The 18,797-nt window shown below is 45.5% G+C and carries 17 protein-coding genes; 6 read left to right on the forward strand and 11 right to left on the reverse strand.

Annotation, left to right across the window (positions count from 1 at the left end; all coding sequences use genetic code 11):
* Positions 1-187 precede the first annotated feature (187 nt).
* Positions 188-1,099, forward strand: a complete 912-nt coding sequence (locus QUB14_RS09825; protein ID WP_190660546.1) for a hypothetical protein — start codon at positions 188-190, stop codon at positions 1,097-1,099.
* Between the two features lie 17 nt (positions 1,100-1,116).
* Here QUB14_RS09825 and QUB14_RS09830 read toward each other — a convergent pair whose 3' ends face one another.
* The 4 genes from QUB14_RS09830 to QUB14_RS09845 all read right to left on the reverse strand — a co-directional run bounded on the left by QUB14_RS09830 (position 1,117) and on the right by QUB14_RS09845 (position 5,743).
* Entirely contained in the window at positions 1,117-1,839 is a 723-nt protein-coding gene (locus tag QUB14_RS09830; RefSeq protein ID WP_333216623.1) for a DevA family ABC transporter ATP-binding protein, read from the reverse strand.
* A 94-nt stretch (positions 1,840-1,933) separates the two neighbouring features.
* The gene (gene devC, locus QUB14_RS09835) at positions 1,934-3,094 is read right to left on the reverse strand and encodes an ABC transporter permease DevC (RefSeq protein WP_333216625.1); all 1,161 of its coding nucleotides are present in this window, start codon (positions 3,092-3,094) and stop codon (positions 1,934-1,936) included.
* Between the two features lie 196 nt (positions 3,095-3,290).
* Positions 3,291-4,934, reverse strand: a complete 1,644-nt coding sequence (locus tag QUB14_RS09840) for an HlyD family efflux transporter periplasmic adaptor subunit (protein WP_333216627.1) — start codon at positions 4,932-4,934, stop codon at positions 3,291-3,293.
* 71 nt (positions 4,935-5,005) lie between these two features.
* The gene (locus QUB14_RS09845; RefSeq protein WP_333216629.1) at positions 5,006-5,743 is read right to left on the reverse strand and encodes a phycocyanobilin:ferredoxin oxidoreductase; all 738 of its coding nucleotides are present in this window, start codon (positions 5,741-5,743) and stop codon (positions 5,006-5,008) included.
* A gap of 128 nt (positions 5,744-5,871) precedes the next feature.
* On the opposite strand from QUB14_RS09845, the gene tatA reads away from it, so the two are divergent.
* A complete protein-coding gene (gene tatA / locus QUB14_RS09850; protein WP_333136942.1) occupies positions 5,872-6,063 on the forward strand; it encodes a twin-arginine translocase TatA/TatE family subunit in 192 nt (63 codons plus the stop codon).
* A 61-nt stretch (positions 6,064-6,124) separates the two neighbouring features.
* Here tatA and panB read toward each other — a convergent pair whose 3' ends face one another.
* The 4 genes from panB to QUB14_RS09870 all read right to left on the reverse strand — a co-directional run bounded on the left by panB (position 6,125) and on the right by QUB14_RS09870 (position 12,820).
* Positions 6,125-6,901, reverse strand: a complete 777-nt coding sequence (panB, locus tag QUB14_RS09855; RefSeq protein WP_333216631.1) for a 3-methyl-2-oxobutanoate hydroxymethyltransferase — start codon at positions 6,899-6,901, stop codon at positions 6,125-6,127.
* A 286-nt stretch (positions 6,902-7,187) separates the two neighbouring features.
* A complete protein-coding gene (locus tag QUB14_RS09860) occupies positions 7,188-9,113 on the reverse strand; it encodes a tetratricopeptide repeat protein (protein WP_333216633.1) in 1,926 nt (641 codons plus the stop codon).
* A gap of 295 nt (positions 9,114-9,408) precedes the next feature.
* The gene (locus QUB14_RS09865) at positions 9,409-10,701 is read right to left on the reverse strand and encodes an ATP-binding protein (RefSeq protein ID WP_333216635.1); all 1,293 of its coding nucleotides are present in this window, start codon (positions 10,699-10,701) and stop codon (positions 9,409-9,411) included.
* Between the two features lie 361 nt (positions 10,702-11,062).
* Positions 11,063-12,820: a serine/threonine-protein kinase gene (locus tag QUB14_RS09870; protein ID WP_333216637.1), complete on the reverse strand. Its 1,758-nt coding sequence runs from the start codon at positions 12,818-12,820 to the stop codon at positions 11,063-11,065.
* Between the two features lie 629 nt (positions 12,821-13,449).
* Here QUB14_RS09870 and QUB14_RS09875 point away from each other — a divergent pair.
* The 3 genes from QUB14_RS09875 (at position 13,450) to QUB14_RS09885 (ending at position 15,808) form a co-directional block, all read left to right on the forward strand.
* Entirely contained in the window at positions 13,450-14,880 is a 1,431-nt protein-coding gene (locus QUB14_RS09875; RefSeq protein ID WP_190660564.1) for a form I ribulose bisphosphate carboxylase large subunit, read from the forward strand.
* A 136-nt stretch (positions 14,881-15,016) separates the two neighbouring features.
* Positions 15,017-15,427, forward strand: a complete 411-nt coding sequence (gene rcbX, locus QUB14_RS09880) for a RuBisCO chaperone RbcX (RefSeq protein WP_190660566.1) — start codon at positions 15,017-15,019, stop codon at positions 15,425-15,427.
* A 45-nt stretch (positions 15,428-15,472) separates the two neighbouring features.
* On the forward strand, positions 15,473-15,808 hold the full coding sequence (locus QUB14_RS09885; RefSeq protein WP_006632945.1) for a ribulose bisphosphate carboxylase small subunit: 336 nt from the start codon (positions 15,473-15,475) through the stop codon (positions 15,806-15,808).
* An 80-nt stretch (positions 15,809-15,888) separates the two neighbouring features.
* Here QUB14_RS09885 and QUB14_RS09890 read toward each other — a convergent pair whose 3' ends face one another.
* The 3 genes from QUB14_RS09890 to QUB14_RS09900 form a co-directional block, all read right to left on the reverse strand.
* A complete protein-coding gene (locus QUB14_RS09890) occupies positions 15,889-16,527 on the reverse strand; it encodes a restriction endonuclease subunit R (protein WP_333216640.1) in 639 nt (212 codons plus the stop codon).
* Between the two features lie 256 nt (positions 16,528-16,783).
* Complete coding sequence (locus tag QUB14_RS09895) at positions 16,784-17,017, reverse strand: hypothetical protein (protein WP_333216642.1); 234 nt, start codon at positions 17,015-17,017, stop codon at positions 16,784-16,786.
* A gap of 10 nt (positions 17,018-17,027) precedes the next feature.
* Positions 17,028-18,251 (reverse strand): hypothetical protein, encoded by a 1,224-nt coding sequence (locus QUB14_RS09900; RefSeq protein WP_333216644.1) that lies wholly within the window; start codon positions 18,249-18,251, stop codon positions 17,028-17,030.
* 254 nt (positions 18,252-18,505) lie between these two features.
* On the opposite strand from QUB14_RS09900, the gene QUB14_RS09905 reads away from it, so the two are divergent.
* Positions 18,506-18,775: a hypothetical protein gene (locus tag QUB14_RS09905; RefSeq protein ID WP_333096050.1), complete on the forward strand. Its 270-nt coding sequence runs from the start codon at positions 18,506-18,508 to the stop codon at positions 18,773-18,775.
* The last annotated feature ends 22 nt before the right edge of the window (positions 18,776-18,797 follow it).

Here is an 18,797-nt window from a genome sequence, read left to right on the forward strand (position 1 = left end):
TATTTCGGAAACCTGCTTGCAGTTAAAGATAAAGTATTAATTAGAGGGTGCGTGCTCCAGTTGCAGAAATCCAGTTGTACCAAGATGATGGTGGAATGATGTCAATGTTGGTTGATCCAGTTGCACTACCAGCTCTACTCTGGAGTTTTGTATAAATCTAGCGTCAAATTTTACCCTTTAAAAGCCCATGTCAACCCAAATAATCCTTGTAGAACCAAGGTTGGCAGTAGCCTCTCCCAAACCTAAACAGGCTAAACCCGGAGATCCGTCCTCAGACCAACTCTTCATGGGAGCGTCGGGATTACTGTTATTATTGCTTATCGGTTTAGCAGTGTTTACCAAGCTAAAACTCGACGATTTGAGCAAAAAGCTCAAATTTGAGGAGTTTAGAAATCGAGAACTCCAGAAAAAATACAAAATGGCTCTGGAAACCATGTTAAAGATGGAAAAGAATCCCGACCTTATCCACTCGCGAGACTTTAATTTAGACTACCTGAGAATGCGGATGGCGGAAGAAGTATTTCACTTTGCCATTGTCAACCAAATCAAGGTAAAAGTTAAAGAAAAAATTAGTATTGCCCTGCGTCCGACTCAGGGGGCAGTGGGAGATAAAAATGGGAATGCGGGCAGCGGCAGGCAAGTGGATTCGATGTTTGATATCGAATACGAAACTGGCGATCCGGCAATAAAAATAGAAAAACGCGTGCTGTTTCGGATTCAAATTAAGTTGATGAAACTGCCGACTCAGGCAACATCAGCGACAATTAATCAAATTATTGACTGTTTGGAAACTTATCTGAGTCCTTCAGACGACCACGACAGTTGGCAGCCCACAATTCAAGGTCGCATCGTTCATATTGAGTGGGATCAAAAAGCCAAGCCGACGCCGATGTTGGTGCTGGAACAGTCGAATGAAGGGGTGAATGTTACCTTTAGGACTACGAGAACGCCTGCCGGCAGACCTGCAAATGCCACTGAGGGCCAATTGGTAGGAGCTAAGGGTCAAAAAAGTAGCAAAAGTAGTTCTAAAAGTCCAGCCAAAGGTGGGACAAAAAGTCCTGCTAAGGTAGGAGGAAAGCGTCCCGTTTCTCGGAAATAAGTGTAGGTGGGTTAATATTATTTTCCCGAAAGAACGCTGGTTGCCACCCTGGTTGATGTGTCTTGTGCGAGGTAGCCGTCTTCCATGTGAATAATGCGATCGGCTATGTCTAAAATGCGGTTGTCGTGGGTGACAAGCAAAATAGTGCAGTGCTGTTCTTTTGCCAAACCTCGCATAATTTCTACCACATCTCGACCTGATTTACTGTCTAGTGCTGCTGTGGGTTCGTCTGCTAATACTAATTTCGGCTGGCTGACTAACGCCCGGGCGATCGCAACTCTTTGTTTCTGTCCGCCAGAAAGACTGTCGGGGTAATAATCTATTCTGTCTCCCAACCCCACAGCTTCCAGCATTCCTTCTATTTTATCATTAGTTTCTTGGCGAGAAAGATGGCTGTGCAGTTCTAAAGACATTTGCACGTTTTGCCTAGCTGTCAAGCATTTGAGCAAATTGTGACCTTGGAAAATATAGCCGATGTCGCGGCGGACTTTAACTAATTTATTTTTCGCGGTTCCCCGCAATTCTTGGTCAAGAATTTTCAGACTACCTTCTTGGATCGATCGCAAAGCTCCAATCAAGGTCAACAATGTTGTTTTACCCGACCCAGAAGGCCCAGTCATCAGCACGATTTCGCCCGGATAAATTTCGAGGTTGATGTCAAATAATGTCTGTTTGCGAAGTTGTCCTTCGCCGAAGGAATGATTGAGATTTTTAATTGAGACAACTGGTAAAGTATTCATAGTTATTTGTAGCTATTAATTCGTAATTGGTAATTTGTATTTCCTGCTTCCTTCTTTCTTTCTTCTTCCTTCTTTCTTCTTCCTTCTTCCTTCTTTAAAAAATATCCGCTGGGTCAGCCGCCTGCAACTTCCTAACTGCGATCGCCCCCGACACAGAACACATGATCGTTGTCATTGCAAAAACAGTTATAACTTTTGTCAAAGTCATGTACAGCGGCAAAGTCGTAGCAGTTCTAGCTAAATTGTACAACACCACAGAAATCCCAAGTCCTGGCAAATAGCCAAGGATTGCCAAAATTAAAGCCTCTTGAAAAACCACACTCAAAAAGTAACCGTCTTTATATCCCATCGCCTTTAACGTAGCGTATTCTGGCAAATGGTCATTAACATCAGTATAGAGAATTTGATAGACAATCACGATCCCGACGATAAATCCCATAGCCGCGCCGAGAGTAAAAATAAATCCGATCGCCGTGCTTTCCTCCCAATATTTTCTCTCAAAAGCTATAAACTCTTCTTTAGAAGCAATTGTCACGTCTTGCGGTAAAGTTGCCCTCATTTTTTCAATAACTGCCTTGACATCAGTTCCCGGCTGCAAGTGAACAATTCCGACATCAATTAAACCTTTACTTCTTCTACTATGAAAAATCCGCATAAAGTTCACATCGCTGGTAATAATATTGCCATCAGCACCGAAAGATGCTCCTAAAGTAAATAACCCCTCTACAGTAACGCGACGGTTATCTATTTCAGTTTCCACAGGCTTTCCCTGGTTGAAATATTCTGCTACTGGCCCAAACTCCGGGCGGGAAGCTCGATCGAATAAAACGACATCTGAAATTTTGATTTTGTCCAAATTATTTTTGACTTCCGGCATCTCAAAGATGGGATGAGCGGGGTCAAAACCGATTACCATCAGTTGGCGGGTATTGTTTTTGTCTGGTGCGGGATTTTTCCACAACCCAAAGCCTAAATATACCGGGCTAATTCCTGTAACGCCATTAAAACTCAAAGCTTGATACAAACGCCGTTGGGGAAAGCTTTTCATGGCTATTAAAGCCGTAGATTGCGTGCTGGTGATAAAAATATCCCCTTTTAATTGGGAGTGAAAGGTGGTGGAACTTTCAAATAGCGCGTCTCTAAATCCGAACTGGATAAACATCAGCAAGTCGGCAAATCCTATGCCGGCTATCGCGATTACTAAACGCATTTTTTCGCGCGTTAATTGTGCCCAAGCTAGCGGTATTTTTGCCATAACAGTCAATCAATTTTAGATTTTAGATTTTAGATTTTAGATTTTAGATTTTGGATTTTGGATTGAATAATTTTAGGACTTAAGCAGGGGTGTTGAAAAACCGGATTTTTTACCCTTATATTTGATTCACACCCTTAATCTCTGTAAAAAACCCGGTTTCTTGATTCCCCATGCGTAAGTCTTGTTAACGTAAAATTTAGATATTTATTTTAACTTCAACCTGCAAGTTTGTTAGGGTTGCAACTTTCTTGCTCGATTCCGGATCGAGGCGAATTCTTACTTCGATAACTCTCGCGTCGGTGTCGGCTGCGGGGTCCGTATTGAGGACATCTTTTTTACCGATTTGTTTGCCGATGCGAGTGACTGTTCCTTCCAAAGTGCCTGCAAAAACCGGGCTGGTGACTGTTGCGCGCTGGCCGTTTCGCACTTTGGCAATGTCGGTTTCGTAAACTTCTGCTACGGCGTACATTTGATCGGTGCCGCCTAGTTCTACGATGCCGTCTTGAGTGTTGACACCTTCTCCTTGTCGGCTGTGAACTTTGAGGATGTAGCCGGATACGGGTGCTTTGACGTAGCTTAAGTTTAAGTCTACTTGAGCTTTTTGTTTTGTGGCGATCGCACTTTCAATTGCGGCTTGGGCAGCTTGCACGTCTTCGGGACGGACTTCGGCAATCTGGTCGAGATTTGCTTTGGATTGATTGATTTGTTCTTGGCCGGTTTCTGCTTTTTGTTTGAGCATTGCTTCGGCTTGATTGATTTGTTCTCTACCAGTTTCTATCTTTTGATTTAAGGTGGCTCTAGCTTGGTTAATTTCCTGCCTGCCTGTTTCTAACTTGCGTCTGAGATTGGCTCGGGATTGATTGATTTCCTGCTTGCCTGTTTCTACTGTTTGTTTGATTGTTGCTTGAGTTTCGACTATTTGCTCTTGCAGTGTTTGCACTGTTTTTTCTAATACAGCTTGAGCTTCTCTGACTCTCTGGCGAGCCGTCTCTACTGCTAAGCGTTTGGTGTCGTAGGCGGAAGCAGAAATTGCGCCTGTTTCGGAGAGTTCTTTGTTGCGTTTTTCCTCGGCTTCGGCGTTTGTCAATTCGGCTTTTAGCCGATCGACTGTAGCGTTTTGAGAGGCAATTTCGCCGCGCAATTGAGCTTCTAGCCTAGCCAATTTGGATTGCTGCACCTCTGTTTCTCTTTGGAGTTGTGCCTCAAATTTGGCAAGATTAGCTTGTTCGGCTTCGGTTTCTCTTTGGAGTTGTGCCTCGAATTTGGCGACGTTTGCTTGTTCGGCTTCGGTTTCTCTTCGCAGTTGAGCTTCTAAGCGGGCGACATTCGCTACTTCGCCTTCGGTTTCTCTTTGCACTTGTGCTTCAAACTTGGCAACTTCTGCTTTTTGAGCGCCGACAACGCCTGTTTTTGCGCCTGCTTGAATTTTCGCTAATTCTGCTTGTTTGACTTTGACTTCTTTGTCGGCTTGTTGGAGGATTGCTTGGAGCCGATCGCGCGTATCAAGAACTGCTATGATTTGTCCTTGAGTGACTCGATCGCCCTCTTCCACCTGCAACTGTTCTATTCTTGCTCCCTCCGACGCAGAAGGGGCGGACAATTTGATAACTTCCCCCTGCGGAGTCAACCTACCCAAAGCGGTAACACTGTTGCGGGTGGCGACGGAAGTTGCAGCCGCCGCAGCAGCAGCCGCCTTTAACTCTTCGGCTTTTCTAAGTTGAGATACTTGCCAAAAACCGACTCCTGTGGTAACGACAGTGGCGGCGATCGCTAAACCGATGATTCCTGGTCCTGGGGGTTTTAAAAATGATTTATCCTTGACCGGTGATTCCTTTCCCATGACTTATAAAGTAGGTGATTTCCTGATTAAGTTTTTTTCACCTACTGTGAAGTATTGTAAACCAATTTCAGCTATTTAGGGATATCAAAAAGCACCTCGGTCATGTAATGTTCGGCCCAATCTTGGCCGAAAGCTTTTTCAAGTACGCGACGGGTTTTGTCGTTTTGCTGCTGCTGGGTGCAGTAGTAAATTTGAGCGTCGAGAATTTCCGATGCTTCGGCGGCAGAGACTGGTTCGGAAGCCACTGCCTGTTTGCAGTGAATTTCAACGTAGGATTCAACAATATCCAAAAACCGACTGTCTTCTTCGATCGACTCTGGCCGCACAAACAGACAAAATTCTGAGAAAATATCCCCCCATTCGGGAATTTGGCGGGGAGAAGAAAATTGCTTTATCGGCAAAATTTTCAGTTGGGTTCGGTAGGTTTCCGACAAAGTTCGATCGGGATTGAGGGGAGAAAGGTCTGCGATCGCGGCGCTAACTTGACCTTTGCCTGCTACGATATCCGTACCGAACATGGGCAAAGCGTAATTCGGCCTCGGAAACATCACGCAGTGCAGAATGTCAAGTACCGGCCCGACTTTAGCGAGTTCGAGGTGTATTTTGCGGAACTGGGGCGTTTGATAGCAGCGGTTTTCAATGATCAGTTTTTCTCCTTCCAAGCGGCCTTCTACGTATCCCAACTCAGCGGGCAGGTGGTAGGGTTCGAGGTCGAGATAGCGGTGCCATACTGCTTCCATCCGGTCTGCTAAATCGCGGATGAGATGGTGCTGTTGGTCGCGCAGAGAAGGCTGGGATATTTCTAACATTCTTATTTATCGGGGGATAGCTTAATAAAACTTGATTCTACTGTTGCAAGATGCAGGAAAAAAGGTAGATACTTTAACAATATCAGTAGATTGACTTACGATCGAGCAAGTTTTACAGGAGATTTTGTATGTTTGGTCTGGGATTGCCTGAAATGGGCATTGTTGCGGTGGTGGCTATTCTAATTTTCGGCCCCAAGAAGATTCCTGAGTTAGGAAATGCTTTGGGCAAAACGCTGCGGAGTTTTAAGGAAGGGGTTGGTCAATCTGACGATGAAGCTGTTGAGAAGGATAAAGAGGAAGAGGGCCAGCCGAAAGTGTAAATTAGGTTTGTAGTGAGGATTTTAGTCCTCCTTTTTAAGGGCTCAAGCCCTCACTAAGAACCTATTCGGGAAATTTGCCTTCTCTAACTTCGAGGGAATAATCTGTGACAGCTTGGGTAATTGTTTCTCGCAAATTGGCGTAAGCTTTGGCAAAAGGTGGCTGTTTTTCGGAAAGTCCCAACAAATCGGAAGTAACTAAAACTTGACCGTCGCAGTGCGGCCCGGCGCCGATACCAATGGTGGGAATAGTTAGTTTTTGGGTAATTTGAGCGGCTAAGTCTGCGGGAATGTGTTCTAAGACGATCGCAAAGGCACCTGCTTCTTGAAGCGCGATCGACTCTGCTAGGATGCGATCGGCTGCTTCGGCCGTTTTTCCTTGTTTTTTGTAGCCGAGTTGGTGTACCGACTGCGGAGTTAAACCGACGTGTCCCATCACCGGAATTCCGGCGGATGTTAGCTGCGAAACTGTGGCAGCCATTGCTGGATATCCACCTTCTAATTTTACAGCTTGAGCGCCAGTTTCTTTCAAAGCTCTCCCCGCCGAGTGCATGGCTTGCTGGGGACTTTCTTGGTAAGTCAAAAACGGCAAATCGACAACAATTAATGCTTGTTTAACTCCACGGCGCACTGCTTTAGCGTGGTGCAGCATTTCATCGAGGGTTATGGGTAGGGTTGTCTCGTAGCCTAAGACTGTCATGGCGAGGGAATCGCCGACTAGGATGATATCTACGCCGGCTTGATCGATGAGTTGGGCGATCGCATAATCATAAGCTGTCAGGGCAACAATTGACCGCCCTTGTTGTTTCCACTGAATTAATTGATGAGTAGTGACTGACATTTTAGTGCAAAAATATAATATTATCTCCTGCTATTACTTATAATATCAAATATAACAAATTATATACAATCCATATTGTAGGCTGGGTGAGGCGCAGCGATTAAGAATTGTCACAAATCGAGCAACTTGATTCAGCGCCTCACGCACCAGCAAAAACTCAATGCACGCCTGCAATGATGCGCCTCAGCACTATGTATAAGCTGCGAGCGACCGACTAAATAATCTACAATTTATGCTGTATATTGTACATTTTAACAATATTTGTAACTAAGAGCGATATTTTTATTTATTCCTGAATTTCTGCTAATAACTGTTCCCCGAAAGGATGTTTTTGCAATTGCTCAAATGTCCCATGTCCTTTACTGATTGCTTCCCGCCACAGCCCAACATAATTTTCCCACACAACCTGAATGTCGGGGTGGTTTTCTGGCAAGTTATTGCGAAAAATTTCTAATGCTTGCAAATACAGCGGTTCCGCTTCCGAGTAGCGGCCTTGGGATTCATAAAGTCCAGCTAAATTGTTGAGGTGAGTGGCTAAACTGGGATGATCTTCTGGGAGCGAGCGTCTGTGTATTTCTAATGCTTGCAAATACAGCGGTTCAGCTTCCGAGTACCGACCTTGCGAACGATAAAGTGTGGCTAAATTGTTGAGGTGAGTGGCTAAACTGGGATGGTCTTCAGGGAGCGAGCGCCTGTGTATTTCTAATGCTTGCAAATACAGCGGTTCAGCTTCTGAGTACCGACCTTGCGAACGATAAAGTTCAGCTAAATTGTTGAGATCGTGGGCTAAGCTCGGATGGTCTTCAGACAGCGAGCGCCTGTGTATTTCTAATGCTTGCAAATACAGCGGTTCAGCTTCCGAGTACCGACCTTGCGAACGATAAAGTCCGGCTAAATTGTTGAGGTCACTGGCTAAACTGGGATGGTCTTCAGGGAGCGAGCGCCTGTCTATTTCTAATGCTTGTAAATACAGCGTTTCCGCTTCCGAGTACCTTCCTTGGTAACGATAAAGTCCGGCTAAATTGTTGAGTTGAGTGGCTAAACCCGGATGGTCTTCGGGGAGCGAGCGCCTGTCTATTTCTAATGCTTGTAAATACAGCGGTTCCGCTTCCGAGTACCTTCCTTGTAAATAATAAAGTCCGGCTAAATTATTGAGGTGAGTGGCTAAACTGGGATGGTTTTCAGGGAGCGAGCGCCTGTCTATTTCTAATACTTGCAAATACAGCGGTTCCGCTTCCAAGTACCTTCCTTGGGAACGATAAAGTTCAGCTAAATTGTTGAGGCTAGTGGCTAAACTGGGATGGTCTTCAGGGAGCGCTCCCCTGAATATTTCTAATACTTGCGAGTACAGCGGTTCTGCTTCCGAGTACCTTCCTTGGAAATAATAAAGTCCGGCGAGGTAACTTAAACTACTTGATAATGATGCTTGCACATCTAACTCTTGTTGAAGGGCGATCGCCTTTTTAAAATACTCGATCGCCAATTCATACTCTTGCTGAAAGTTTTCGCACTCTCCCGACTTAATCCTTCTGTAATAAATCTTCCCCATACTCGCATAAAGACTTGCCAAACTGGGGTCTTGGAGTCCTTTTTTCTGTTCGGTTCGCGCGATTAAATCCTGCAAATCTTCCAGCGGAATCAAACTCGGCGGTTCGCGATCGTCCTCTTCAACTAGGGATCGAAACGGTTCAAATTCAGTTTTGGGAACAGCCACAGTTTTTTTAGTATCAAAGCGAAACACACCTTTCCGCCAACTCCAAAAATCAGGAGACTCATTACTAATCAGAATTTCAATTTGTCGCGTCACCCACAAGACAATCGAAAACGGATACTCCCGCAAGGCTTCCCGCGTCCATTGCAAATAGCCAAAAAACAGTTCTTGTTCCGATGGACTTTCGCCAAGTTGTTTAAAAAACCGCAGTTTCTCCACACCCGTCACGGTGATCACGGCTTTTCCCCGCTGCTGCAAATATGCTTCTTGTTCGACTAAATTGGCGATCGCCGATCGCAAACTCGGTTCACCCCTCGCCAATTCTACGCGATAGCGGCGGATATCCGGTTCGAGTTCTGCTTCATAATCCGCAATCAGGCGATCGCGACAGTCGCTATCATCGCAAACTGCGATTAGCAAGTTGAGAATATCTTTACCCGCTTCAATTGACACGAGTAAATCTTCATAATTATCTTGGTTTTGACTGTTGAGATTCGACATAATTAATTGTCATTTGTATCGAAGTCTCGATCCCCCTAAATCCCCCTTAATAAGGGGGACTTTGAGAACACTCTTGTCCCCCCCTTAATAAGGGGGACTTTGAGAATACTCTTGTCCCCCCCTTAATAAGGGGGACTTTGAGAATACTCTTGTCCCCCCCTTAAGAAGGGGGGTTAGGGGGGATCGACTTTGGACTCAGACATTACCTTAGTCTCCCTTTGCTGGGACGAAAGTTTGTGCGATCGCGTTGCTAGCGGTTTCAACCGCCGAGTTTAATTGTTGAGTAGAAAAGAAATTATTCAAGCGGAAAATCATCTCGCTGCTTTAACAATTCTAGCACGATCGGGTGAATGTCGTACCACAAAACAGCATTGCGATATTCCAAAACATATAACCCATGCAGCAAGTCCAAAAACCCTTGTGCTTTCGGGTCGGCAGGTTTAAAATCTCTATAAGTTGCTATCAACATCTCATAATCAGTTGTTCCTAAACGGGTATCAAAATCGATCCGCAATTTATTAATCGCTTCCTCAAACACCTCAGCATTAATTTTAATCGCAGCTTCTGGATTCCGTCGCACCAACCGCAAACAAATGCGGCAGCATTCATTAGCAATTCTAATCAATTCTCGCAATACTCCACCGCTGTATGCGACAACGCGATCGAGTGTTTCCGGTTCGATCAATTCGCTTCCCAAGCGTTTAGCTAAAACCTCTTTCAATCTCGCCGCCGGTTCCGCCATTGCAACAGCATCAGCATTCCGGCTTTCCCCGCGTTTAAACAGCTTAGTTACTGGCATAAACACGACTTGATTGTTAGTTTCCGTTTCCACGGTAGCGGCCAAAGAGACATCTCGCAACGCGGAAATAGGAGTTGTTAAAATTATCCTAAAATTTGGCAAAAAAAGCGCTTTAATATGTTCTTGATAAACTTGGCGAACTACACCTAAATCCAACTTATCCAAGTCATCGATTACCACGATTATGTCTTTTTTCGCGCCTTCTCGAACTACCGCAGCAATCTCGTTAATTGTTGCAACCAAATCCGAAACTTTGCGAATAAACTCTTGTTTGATTTCCTCGCGAATCGTCGCATCAGCTTTTAACTTGCCTTGAATCATCTTAAACAAGTTAAAACCCACCGATCCGCTGGCGCCCAATTCGTCAATTTTTGTTTTAGTTTTAGTGGCAAACCAGTTATAAAATGATTCTTTAATTGATTGTTTGATGGGAATTTGCTGTTTTTCGGCTGCATCCATCAACTGAACTGCGATCGCAAACAAAATATTAATATGATTAACATCCGACATTTCGATCAAGTCGGAAATCGAGAAAAAGACTGTAAAATAGCGATCGTCCATCTGGCGGCAAAACTCAGCCAACAGTGTAGACTTACCGCAGCCGCGATGTCCTGTAAAAATAATTTTACCGCTACCGGAAGGGTCATCTTCGACTAATTGCTCTAATTCTTCAAGCACTTCTGTCCCGTATTCTACTCGGAAGTTCTCCACTTCTTTCGGAGTAATCAGCGGCGATAACTCCATATTTGCATAGGCTGTCCGAAAGGATTCTAGTAATATTTTGGACATGGCACTCTGAGGCTATTATTTAATGTTCTTCATGATTATAAGCTGTCTAGCATCTAAATATAGCAATCCTAAATCATTTGTGTAATTATTGTAGGGGCAAACCCCCCGTGGTTGCCCCATGAAGCCGGGGTAGGCAAAGAAAGGCACTACCCCTACATCTTTTTACGATTCATTTAGGATTGCTATAGTAGATTTTTGATTCGGCTTTGGGGCCCACCCCACAAGAGTTTTTAACGCCGGAGAATCGCCCTAGCCCCTCTTAACAAGAGGGGGACAAGATTACTCAAAGTCGGTCTTTTTAAGGGAGATTTAGGGGACTCTGAATTTGAGGTGAAATGTTTAATGTTTAATTAATTAATTCCTACTTCCAACCCAACCACCGCAACAAAGGCACAACTAAATAATGACTTACTCCCAAACAAAGCCCGATCGCACTTCCCAACAAACCAAAGAACACAATTGAACCCCAAACTTGCAGCCAGCCGAAGGTAACGTTAGACAGTGACAAAATCCCAAAGAAACTACCCGGAAAAATGTTCCAAGCATTCAGCAACAGAAATATTCCCGTAGAGAAAACAGCCACTACCAAAGCGTGAACTAATTGATGGCTCCGCAAACCCATTCCCACAGTCAAAGAGGCGATCGCAAAAGCTCCCAAAATAACCCCCTGCACACCACTAGAAGCTGTTGCTTCCATCCAGCACAAACCTGCCAACAAATAGCCCTGAGTTCCCATCAATCCAGACAGCCAATACTGTTTTTGCTGGCGAAAACTCCCCGCATCCGTCAAACCGATCGCAGTTCCGAACCCCGCAAACCCAAACAGCAGCACTTCCGGCCCGACAGCGAAAGTGATGTTAGGAATTAATTGCTGCAAACCTTGATTCAGAAAACTGGCAATTTCCTGGCCTATAGGCGAAGCATAGCCCAAAACCAAACCGCCGATCGCCCCCGCACTTCCACCAACGCCACCCAGCACCATTTCCCAGCCAGTATCCAGAGAAGCTACCACGATTTGGGCGATCGCCCCGAACAGCACAACCATCAAACTTCCCGTTTTTTGCGCCCCCGTCACCACTACTTGCCGACAGAATTCTACAATAGCTTGACCCATTGGGGCGATCGCGATTTTGCCCTTACTCCTAGCATAAATCTCCTGCAAACGCGCCCGAACATCCCCAGCAGAAGCCGGACGTTCCCGCACATTCGATCGCACCATATCGTCCAACAAATTAGCCAAAGGCGGACTCACAGATACAATGTGGCGCCACCGCAACTCTCCCGTCATCGGATCTTCAATTTCCGCCGGATACTTCCCCGTCAGCAAATGAATACAAGTCCGCCCCAGCGCATAAAAATCCGTCGCCGGCACCACACCGCCGCCCACAATTTGTTCCGGTGGACTGTACCCGGGCGAAATCAACCGCGTCGAACTCGGAGAATCTTTCCCCACCGGTTCGACACCGCCCATCTGTTTAACTCCCCCAAAGTCGATCGTCACCAATTGCAGTCCGCCTAAACCCTTGCTTAGCAAAACTTGGGGCGATTCCGGGTCTCGCAGCATCAAATTTGAGGGTTTAATGTCGCGGTGAATAATCTGACACCTGTGCAACTCCTCTAAAATTTCCACAGCTTGACTCAGCCAACTAAACACCCATTCCTGCGGACATCCCTGAGGGTGCTCGTCGAGAACCTCTTCTAAAGTTTTGCCGTGAATCTTTTCCATTACCAAACAAGGCAGCCGCTTCGCCGCAGGGTTTTCATCCCCGCCTGCAAAATTTTGCGTTTGGACATGAAAATAACCGTCAGGCTCGACTCTCGGGACGCCCGGGTGCCGCAAACGTGCCAAAACCCAAGCTTCTTGCTCGAACAGTTTCAGCGCTTTCGCGGAAGTTTCGAGCAACACTTTCAGGACGCGCTCGGTTTGAGTTTCTGTGTCCCAGACTGTGAAAATTGCTGCAAAACCCCCGGAACCGAGGCTTTCTACAGGCACGTAGCGATTTTTTAGTCGCAGCGGAGCCCCGCAACTATGACAAAAATTGTTGCCCCAAGTCTGAGGGTAGGGCCTTGGGCAATCTGGATTGATGCAGTGAACGGCTTTTGAAGGGGGGTGAGGCACAACCAGAGTAAAAATGGGGCTAAGTATCCATAGTAGACTTACGCGCAGCTAACGCAGAAACCCGGTTTTCAGCGAGGTTAAATGGCTGTAACGACGGATTTGGTTTGAGAAACGAGCTTGCTCTTGCTGCACAAGTCCTGTCCATATTATGTGGTATGCTGTCGATTTTTGAGTTGACGGTCTGGAAGTCACGGGATTTTAGATTTTAGATTTTGGATTTTGGATTTTAGATTGCATACTGGATTGCTGTTGAGATCGATCTCAACAGCAATCCACAACTTTAGGTATTTCTAACTACTTAGCCCGAACCGATTACCCCTTACCAATTCTGATTTTTAAGTATTAAATTCTTTACATAAACCGTATTGATCCGCTGTTCGGCTCGCTGCACCATATCTTTCGATCGAGCGAAATTCCTCGCCGCTCTGCGATCCCCAGCCTTTCCTCCTGCATCCTTCGCCGCTCGCTTTTCATAAGATATGTTACAAATATTTGCCTAATGTAAAGGAAAATAAATAATACTTATGATGATTAAAAGAATATTAAAATTTGAGATCGCCATTTTATTGATATATTTTTAACAGCCTGCGATCGGGCAAAAAAATTAAGCGAATACTAGGAAGCGAGATATGGCTTACGCGCAAACCCAAACTCAATCAAAGGCTGGGTATAAAGCCGGAGTTCAAGACTATAAACTAACGTATTACACGCCGGACTACACCCCAAAGGATACAGATGTTTTGGCGGCTTTCCGGGTAACACCGCAGCCGGGAGTACCCCCTGAAGAAGCAGGCGCTGCTGTAGCTGCTGAATCTTCCACAGGTACATGGACAACTGTGTGGACTGACCTCCTGACCGACCTCGACCGCTACAAAGGTCGCTGCTACGACATCGAGCCAGTTCCCGGTGAAGACAACCAGTACATCTGCTTCATTGCTTATCCTTTGGATTTGTTTGAAGAAGGTTCCGTCACCAACTTGCTGACCTCTTTGGTCGGTAACGTGTTCGGTTTCAAAGCTCTGCGCGCTCTGCGGTTGGAAGACTTGCGGATTCCCATTGCTTACTTGAAAACCTTCCAAGGCCCTCCTCACGGTATTACCGTTGAGCGGGACAAATTGAACAAGTACGGTCGTCCTTTGCTGGGCTGTACAATTAAACCCAAATTGGGTCTGTCTGCTAAGAACTACGGCCGTGCCGTTTACGAAGTTCTGCGCGGCGGTTTGGACTTCACCAAAGACGACGAAAACATCAACTCGCAACCGTTCATGCGCTGGCGCGATCGCTTCCTGTTCGTTCAAGAAGCTATTGAAAAAGCTCAAGCAGAAACCGGCGAAGTCAAGGGTCACTACCTCAACGTAACTGCCCCTACCTGCGAAGAAATGATGGAGCGGGCTGAGTTCGCTAAGGAAATCAAAACCCCCATCATCATGCACGACTACCTGACAGGTGGTTTCACTGCTAACACTACCTTGGCTAAATGGTGCCGCCGCAATGGTATTTTGCTGCACATCCACCGCGCCATGCACGCAGTTATCGACCGTCAGAAAAACCACGGTATCCACTTCCGCGTGCTTGCCAAGTGCTTGCGGATGTCCGGCGGCGACCACCTGCACTCCGGTACAGTTGTGGGTAAACTAGAAGGCGAAAAAGGCATCACGATGGGCTTCGTAGACTTGATGCGCGAAGACCACATCGAAGAAGACCGCAGCCGCGGTATTTACTTCACCCAAGATTGGGCCTCCATGCCCGGTGTCATGCCGGTTGCTTCTGGTGGTATCCACATCTGGCACATGCCGGCTTTGGTGGAAATCTTCGGCGACGACTCCTGCTTGCAGTTCGGCGGCGGCACCTTGGGTCACCCTTGGGGTAATGCACCTGGTGCAACTGCTAACCGCGTTGCTTTGGAAGCTTGCGTCCAAGCTCGTAACGAAGGCCGCAACTTGATGCGCGAAGGCGGCGACGTGATCCGCGAAGCTTGCAAATGGTCTCCTGAACTGGCTGTTGCTTGCGAACTCTGGAAAGAAATCAAGTTTGAGTTCGAGGCAATGGATACCCTTTAAGGATTTTTGGTTGGAGATTTTAGGTTTTAGGTCGCAAACTTGCTAGGAAGTCTTTATCTTTGAAGAAGATTTACAAGTAAGTTTGCATCCAAAATCTAAAATCCAAAATCTAAAATTTGAGGGGGCTGGGGTCAAAATGGATCTCAAACAAGTTGCGAAAGACACCGCTAAGGTGCTGGCAAGTTACCTAACCTATCAATCCGTGCGGATGGTGGTCGCTCAGTTGAGCGAAACCAATCCTCCTTTGGCAATCTGGTTGAACGACTTTTCCACGAAGGCAAAAATCCAAGATGGAGAAGCATACATTCAAGAGTTGCTGAGGGAAAATCAAGATTTAGGATTTCGGATCATGACTGTGCGAGAGTATCTGGCTCACGATGTGACGGAATTTTTGCCAGAAATGGTTTGTACTGGCATTCAACAGGCGAATATGGAACACAGACGCCAGCATTTAGAGCGAACTACGCAACTTAATTGGTCTGTTCCTAGCAGTAATCCTGAAACATCAATAGATTCTGAACCGAATCTGGATAATTTGTCGAGTTAATCGATCGACAAGTGCGATCGAACACACACCTTAGAGATACAAAAAATGAAGACTTTACCTAAAGAGCGTCGTTACGAAACTCTGTCCTATTTGCCCCCGCTGACAGACGCGCAAATTGCCAAGCAACTCCAGTACATCCTGGATCAAGGCTACATTCCCGGCGTAGAATTCAACGAAACCTCTGCCGCTGAAATGCGCTACTGGACTCTGTGGAAGCTGCCTTTGTTTGGTGCTCGCAGCGTCCAAGAAATCATGACAGAAGTTCAAGCTTGCCGTCAAGATAATCCTAGCTGCTACATCCGCGTCATGGGTTTTGACAACGTGAAGCAGTGCCAAGTGCTGAGCTTCATCGTGCACAAGCCTAACACCAGAGGCTACTAAAAAGTATTGGCTGGCTAATCTAACTTTTAGGTTAACAGTCATTGCAGATTGGAGGCGGGGAATTTTCTCTGCCTCTTTTTTTATAGTTTGCAAAGGGCTTTTAAAACTTGCAGCAACAAAATTGAAGAGTCGGACTCCATCAGGTTTAGCAAAGGCATTAACTGATAGGTTGGGTTATTGCCCCCCACAATATTGACGAACTGATAGTGCATTCCGTTTGTTGTCAAGCCCCAGATTGTATCCTGATATTTTAAATTTTGATAAGCATAGGTTAGCAATTGGGATAAACCCATCAATGCGTTAATTCCAGAATTTTTACTTTCAATCACCAAAACCCAAAAATATGTATCGCTTCTGATGGGTTTTATCCTGTTGACAGCTAAGATATCAAACCGTCCTTTAATGATAGTATCTTCCTCTTCAATGCTAATTTCGGCTATGTCTTGTTCTAAACTAATTTTGATCGGGTGGCGGTAGAAGCCAGCCAATCGCATTAAGGGAAAGGTAGTCAGAGCTTTTACCAATCCTTCAGAAACTCGATCCGTTGAAATGTAGTCATCGAAGTCATCTCTGATTTGTATAAGTTCCTGCTGTTCGTGTTCTGTGATATCTTCAAGGGATAACACAGAGGTAAAGGAGTTAGTGTACTGTTTTTGAAAGCCGAACAGACGGTGTACTTCTGCTAACGTTAGGTTTTTGTCATTAATAGTTGTCTTCATATTTTAATAGTTATTAAAGTTTTAGTTAAAATTCTAACATAGACATTGCGGTAGTCCACTTACACCATTCTTAGGAACAGGCAAGATGCCTGTTCCACAACATATCAAGTTTCTTGTGGGGTAGGCTGGAGAGTCGGCCCATATTCTTAGGAACAGGCAAGATGCCTGTTCCACAACATATCAAGTTTCTTGGGGAGTGGGCCTCTTGCCTGCCCATGAAAGTAGACGCGATTTCAATCGTCTGGTGACAACAAACCTAATCTATCCTTTCCATCACAATCCCATCAACTATTTCATAACCCCAATTAAAATGTCGATTTGCCAACTGCTCGGCCATGTCATATTCGCCCAAATTGCAGAGTTCAACTAACATTTGATATGCTTCATCTCTTTCTCGCTGCAACCTTTCCCCCCGCAGTTTTTCTCTCTCTTCCTCAGAAGGATTTGGTCGCTCTTCTCCCAGCGGATTGATATCGCTAATTCGTTTCATATCAGCCTCATTAAAAAGGGATAGATTCGACTATTTCGCCGTCAAGTATTTCGTAACCCCAGTCGGGGTTTGCAGCGATTTGTTTTTCAACTATACTTCGGCCGAGAGGAGTTTTGTAAGCTTTTTGCAAAGAGGAAATACTGGGGATTTCGGTGGCGGTTGGTGGCTCTTTTAGTTCGATGTTTGGCGGTTCAGGAACTATTTCAGATGTGGATTGATTTAAGGCAAATTGAGGTGCGATCGCCTCTAATTTCCGCATTACGCTATCCTTGGTGATTGGAGGTTTTTCGTTGAAGGAAGAGGGCAGATATGGTGTGTCAACGCCCTGGTTTTTGGCTTTGAGTGCATCATCAGCAATGCGATCGCACTTTCGCAAAAATCCCTCCCACAAATCTTTGCCCAAAACCGGGTTTCTCAAATCAGCACGGGCTTTAGATACTGCTGCTTCTAGCGGTTCGCCTTTGTGCACGTAATACTGAATTCGCTCTTCTTCAAAGGCAGGATAAGGCATTTCCGGCTCGATTTCCCAATCTCGCTTAACTTTCTGACTTTCTCCTAAAGGAATTCCGGCGATAAATTCATCCCAAAAAGTCGAGGTTAAGCCTTTTGTCATGCTGTCAATAATTTTAAATGCCCATCCAGAAGGATTGCCAAATCCTAAGTTGCGCTCTTGAGCATATGCTTCTAAAGCTCGCTGAAAGTTGTGCAGTTGTTCTTGGGAATTCCAAGGGCCGCTAAATCGGTAATTCGGGGAGACAGCAACGGCTATTTGCTGGCGGGGTTGCCCGAAATATTTGTCGGTTTTAACTACATGATTTGGGGGTGATGTTTCGCGGAAAAGTTCTACAGGGTGATTGTTGTTTTCGCAGCTTATCGGTGTTATAATATCTGGCGGATTCGGTGTCCAAAAGTTATTGAGTTTTTCCTCGAAAGCGTCAATGTCCGCCCAGAGTTCTAGGGTGTCCGTGTTGGGATTTGTTAATTTTTCTTTCAGGAGCGATCGCACTTTGAGCAGGCGTCTCGCGAGTTCTTGTTCTTCGTGATTCAAACCGGTGGCTTTTTCAATTTCGCTGCTGTTGGTTTTTACCCATTCGCCGGAGTTGGAATTTTGCGATTGCCATTGCAATAATTGGCAAAGAAAAATACTCGCCGCGACTCCGCCGGTAATTGTGGCAAGTTTGGGATAGTAGATGGCGGGGTTTCCTAGATTTCCTAAAAATATTCCTATTTTCATTTTGTATATTCTTAATTCCCTTGAATCTTAGGGTTATTATTGGCGCAGCTTAGCTTGAATTTTAGGGGGCGCATCGGGGCAGCTTACCTCCACTAAACTAGCATGGAGAAACTTAAGATTTTCTTTAAGCTTCTGTCTATTCCTGACTGAATGGAGTTTCTAGAGTAAAAACGGGGATCGCTTATTCGATCGCCTGATTGACAGGACTGAGTTAAACGTAATAATAAATTATTTACTGTAGAGCTTCTGCCAAAATGAATCCAGAACGCCAAGAGGCTTATTTGAACTTAATCGAGCGAGTGCTTACCTGTCCCAACGGCCAAGAGCCAGAGGTTTTGAGTTCGCGTTCCGATTTAATTGATGCGGGATTTGTGCAAATGCTAATCCAGATATCGGCTTCAATGGCGCGCGAAGGTGACGAAGATACTGCTAATTTTTTAGTGCAACTTGCTCGTTTGCTGGGGAAATCTTTGGGTTTGTCGCCGGATTTGAGGCCCGCTGGGTACAGTAGTGCTAAGGGGTAGAGAAAAAGTGCGATCGCCTCGT

Source organism: Microcoleus sp. B3-D2, from assembly GCF_036705345.1.
Taxonomy (GTDB): Bacteria; Cyanobacteriota; Cyanobacteriia; order Cyanobacteriales; family Microcoleaceae; genus Microcoleus.